Source organism: Serratia sp. C2(1) (assembly GCF_036352655.1).
GTDB lineage: Bacteria > Pseudomonadota > Gammaproteobacteria > Enterobacterales > Enterobacteriaceae > Serratia > Serratia inhibens.
The window spans coordinates 1-255 of sequence record NZ_JAZFBA010000035.1 but is presented as its reverse complement, the minus strand read 5'-3'; the positions used below and the strand labels follow the sequence as shown (position 1 = coordinate 255).

General features: G+C 49.8%; 1 protein-coding gene. It reads left to right on the top strand.

What is annotated here, in order from left to right; genetic code table 11:
• The coding region (locus tag V2S86_RS25540; RefSeq protein WP_330764618.1) for an EF-Tu/IF-2/RF-3 family GTPase at positions 1 to 255 on the top strand (255 nt) is incomplete at both ends.

The window sequence follows — 255 nt, the reverse complement described above, 5'->3', positions numbered from 1 at the left end:
AGCGCGGTATCGTTAAAGTTGGCGAAGAAGTTGAAATCGTGGGTATCAAAGACACCGTTAAGTCTACCTGTACCGGCGTTGAAATGTTCCGCAAACTGCTGGACGAAGGCCGTGCTGGCGAGAACGTAGGTGTTCTGCTGCGTGGTATCAAGCGTGAAGATATCGAACGTGGTCAGGTACTGGCTAAACCAGGTTCAATCAAGCCGCACACCAAGTTTGACTCAGAAGTGTACATCCTGAGCAAAGAAGAAGGTG